3 protein-coding genes and 2 pseudogenes are annotated in these 3540 nt (G+C 38.7%); 2 read left to right on the top strand and 3 right to left on the bottom strand.

Annotated elements, in window-relative coordinates; all coding sequences use genetic code 11:
- The 3 genes and pseudogenes from RT405_RS05865 to RT405_RS05855 form a co-directional block, all read right to left on the bottom strand.
- Nucleotides 1-338: pseudogene (locus RT405_RS05865) on the bottom strand (peptide ABC transporter substrate-binding protein); the annotation flags it as partial.
- 64 nt (nucleotides 339-402) lie between these two features.
- A complete protein-coding gene (locus RT405_RS05860) occupies nucleotides 403-1290 on the bottom strand; it encodes a C40 family peptidase (RefSeq protein ID WP_313468359.1) in 888 nt (295 codons plus the stop codon).
- Between the two features lie 27 nt (nucleotides 1291-1317).
- Nucleotides 1318-2133 carry a serine hydrolase gene (locus RT405_RS05855; protein WP_313468357.1) on the bottom strand — a complete coding sequence of 272 codons (816 nt, stop codon included), beginning with the start codon at nucleotides 2131-2133 and terminating at the stop codon, nucleotides 1318-1320.
- 225 nt (nucleotides 2134-2358) lie between these two features.
- On the opposite strand from RT405_RS05855, the gene RT405_RS05850 reads away from it, so the two are divergent.
- Nucleotides 2359-3270 carry a 1,4-dihydroxy-2-naphthoate polyprenyltransferase gene (locus tag RT405_RS05850; RefSeq protein WP_313468356.1) on the top strand — a complete coding sequence of 304 codons (912 nt, stop codon included), beginning with the start codon at nucleotides 2359-2361 and terminating at the stop codon, nucleotides 3268-3270.
- A gap of 117 nt (nucleotides 3271-3387) precedes the next feature.
- Nucleotides 3388-3540: pseudogene (locus RT405_RS05845) on the top strand (sulfate permease); the annotation flags it as partial.

Below are 3540 nucleotides of genomic sequence, written 5' to 3'. Positions count from 1 at the left end.
TTACGAATATGGAATGTATACGTTTTGCCATCTTTGCTTATTTCCGGTTTCTCTTCCGCTACCCCTAAAACCGGTTTGCTATCTGGTCCTAGTTCATATAGCCCTTCAAATACATTATTCATAACTGTAAAACTTGTTAAATCTGTTGCAACAGCTGTGTCCAATGAAGGTATTTCAGATGCCGCTGTTAAGCGTAATTCTTGTGTCTCAGCGAGCGGTTTTTCTTCGCTTGTCACTGATGAAGCGGAATCTCCTTTTGCTGTTTCTCCCGTATTGCCGCAAGCACTTAAAGCAAGCCCTAATCCAATCATACCCAGTCCTCTTAACCATCTTTTCATTTCCCCCACCCTTCCCTTCTTTTATCTCATTTTATTTTTTAGTTATTTTTATGCTGCTTTTTAGTCAAATCAGTCTTCTGACCGTACACAATTCCGTTTCATAATTGGTTCCAGAAAGAGTTGTGATCAGTACTTTTGAACCAGGCGTTTGTGAATGGATCATCTGATCATTTCCAAGATAGAGGCCCACATGGTGAACTCTTCCCTTACCGGCTTCATATGCAAAAAACAGCAAGTCGCCTGGCTCGGCATCCCGGTAATCCACTTCCATTCCTTCTGACGCTTGATCCTCCGCATCACGACTCAACCAAATGCCAAGAGTTCGGTAGAGACTGTACACAAAACCGGAACAATCAAAACCAGCTGCACTTGTACCAGCCCAAATATACCGCAAATCCAAAAAGCTGTTAGCTCTTGCAATTATTTGTTCGGCTGGTTCTTCAATCACTGTACCAAGTAATTGAGCTGATTCTTTAACGACTGTTCCTATTCCATCAGGGGTAATCACCTGATAAGTCGCTTCATCAGAACCCACTACAGATAAAATTGTTCCAATGGAAACACATTGTTTCTTTTGGGATTCAGAGGAAAACGTTACTTCAGCTGTCGCTTTTTTAATAGCAACTTTATCTAACGCAGCAGTCCAATTTTCTGGCAAAGTGCTTAGGTCGTCACTAAATACCCAGCCTGGATACCCTTTGGGCTCTTTAGAATTTTTTTGATCGGGCACAACTACTTGAGTATAGTTCCCTTCATTTGCTAGTACTTCCACGATTTCACCATATAGCAATTCTGAATCGACTAAACGGTCTTCATATAATGTTAAGGCTGCTTCATCCGTTAACTGATAAAACGTTTCTTTCCGTTCTTGCTTTCTGAGCAGTTCTTTTACTTCATGTGGCTCAGGAGTAGTCCATAAAAATGTTGAGCTCGCGTTTATCATTTTCTTCATTTATCTCATCCTTTTTATCACTATTCTTTAAGCTTCTTTCCTATCTTTTTCGGCATCAGCAGCTTTGACTGTTTCATAGGCTCGTTTTCCAAGTTCTTGCATCCATTCATACGCTTTTGCTTCTTCTTTAACCTCGTGTGTCAACGCACCTACAAATAACTCTTGATCATGATAACGGAATAAAGCTACATCATGTCGAATGCCATTGTCTTCTCCAGTTTTATTCATCATTTCCAAAATAGGCAGTTCTCGCTCATCTAAGGCTCCTGGCAGCCCGTTGCGGAATTGTTGTTTCAACAAAGGTTTTTCAATACGATCTTTCCATTCTGCCTGCTGTTTGCCTAATGCCAGGATATCTTGCAGGATATTTACCGCTCCTCTGGCTGAAACTTCATTCGTCACTCCCGAGGCATAATCCATTAAGTAACGACGTAATTTAATTTCTTCGCTCCATTCTTTAGTAGCTATCCAATTTTGTAGCGCTTTCAATCCTGCGTATTGAATGAGTTGATTGGTTGCTTCGTTATCAGAAACAGCAATCATCAATTGCAGTAATTCTTCTAATGTCCATGTTTCTCTCGATGTTAATAAATGCAAAATACCAGACCCAGTTACTCGGTTCTTGACTGGAACGTTGACTTCCGTTGCCAAATCTATTTCGCCTTGCATAGCTTTTTCATAATAATACAGGTAAATAGGTAATTTTATAATACTGGCCGACCATACCAAATCCGTTTCATTCTCTGCTGCTAGGATTTTTTTACCATCTGTAATGTACCATAAACCCTTAAAATAAGGTGAAAAATGTACTTTCAATTCTGCTGTTTCTTTATTCCAATTCATTTTTTACCTCTTTTCTTTTAATCTCATTATAATGAATTTCTTTTCATTTCACAATAAAGAAATAAATGACGCTTATTTTCGTATTCTCCTGTTTTCTCTATTTTGGCCTTTAAATCATCAGACGTATCTTATATAATTAGCAAAGTCGCTAGCAATACAGACTTTCATTTTCTGTATGCAACACGAATAGGAAAATATATTACAGTAAGAGAGTTGAACTATTTTATGGAATATGAAAAAGAAGTAAGTCCTGCAAAATTGATGTGGCAAATGACGCGTCCACATACTTTAACAGCGACTTTTTCTCCAATCATTTTGGGAACTGTCCTAGCCATGTCTGAATCAAAGATCAACTGGCTTTTATTTGTTGCAATGATGGCAGCCTGTTTAGCGCTTCAAATTGCAACAAATCTATTTAATGAATATTATGATTTTAAACGCGGATTGGATACAGCCGACTCTACAGGGATCGGCGGAGGTATTGTGCGACACGGATTACAGCCAAAAAACGTCTTAACCACAGCAGTCTTATTATATATTTTAGCTGCTGTTATCGGTATCTATATTTGTCTGAATAGCAGTTGGTGGTTGGCACTTATCGGCTTATTGGGAATGGCCATTGGGTATTTATATACCGGCGGGCCCTTACCCATTGCGTATACTCCTTTTGGGGAACTGTTCTCTGGAGCATCAATGGGCATAGGATTCATCTTAATTGCTTTCTTTGTTCAAACACAGACCCTTACCCTTCAAAGCCTGTTGATTTCCATTCCCATCGGGATTTTAGTGGGGGCCATTAATCTATCCAATAACATCCGCGATATGGAAGAAGATAAAAAAGGCGGACGAAAAACATTGCCGATTCTTCTTGGAAAAAAGAAAGCCTTGCTAGTATTAACTAGTGCCTTTGCTATTTCGTATTTGTGGCTTGTCTGTTTGGTTATGACAGGATATATCAGTTCTTGGGCCTTTGTGGTCTTTTTAACGGTAAAAAAACCCTTCGAAGCCATTCAAGGCTTTCGTAAAGGATCGGCTGAGCCACAATATATGCGTATAGCAATGAAAGCAACTGCTCTGACAACTACCTTCTTTGGGTTCTTATTAACTGTTGGATTACTTATGAGTTATTTATTTTAACTAAAAGCTGTAGGGAAGCTAAAGCTGCTATAGGCATAATAAAATAGAAGTCAGATCTATAGTGCTCTATTCTATAAGTTGAAAAAGTTAAAAATTTTAAAGAAAAGGAATGAAATAATGTTAATTGCGATAAAAAAAGAAGAATGGCTGGGAAATACAAAAAATGATATTCTCGCTGGCATGGTGACCTCTATTGCTTTAATTCCAGAAGTCATTGGTTTTGCTCTGATTGCCGGAGTCAATCCTATGACCGCCTTATTTGCTTCTGTC

The organism is Carnobacterium sp., from assembly GCF_032094055.1.
In the GTDB taxonomy this organism is placed as follows: domain Bacteria; phylum Bacillota; class Bacilli; order Lactobacillales; family Carnobacteriaceae; genus Carnobacterium_A.
Note: the sequence above shows the minus strand (reverse complement) of the source record. Positions and strands in the feature narration are given on the sequence as shown.

What these genes read in the sequence shown, in the direction of transcription:
- RT405_RS05855 (WP_313468357.1), bottom strand. Translation starts at nt 2,133, where the DNA reads ATGAATTGGAATAAAGAAACAGCAGAATTGAAAGTACATTTTTCACCT.
- RT405_RS05860 (WP_313468359.1), bottom strand. Translation starts at nt 1,290, where the DNA reads ATGAAGAAAATGATAAACGCGAGCTCAACATTTTTATGGACTACTCCT.
- RT405_RS05850 (WP_313468356.1), top strand. Translation starts at nt 2,359, where the DNA reads ATGGAATATGAAAAAGAAGTAAGTCCTGCAAAATTGATGTGGCAAATG.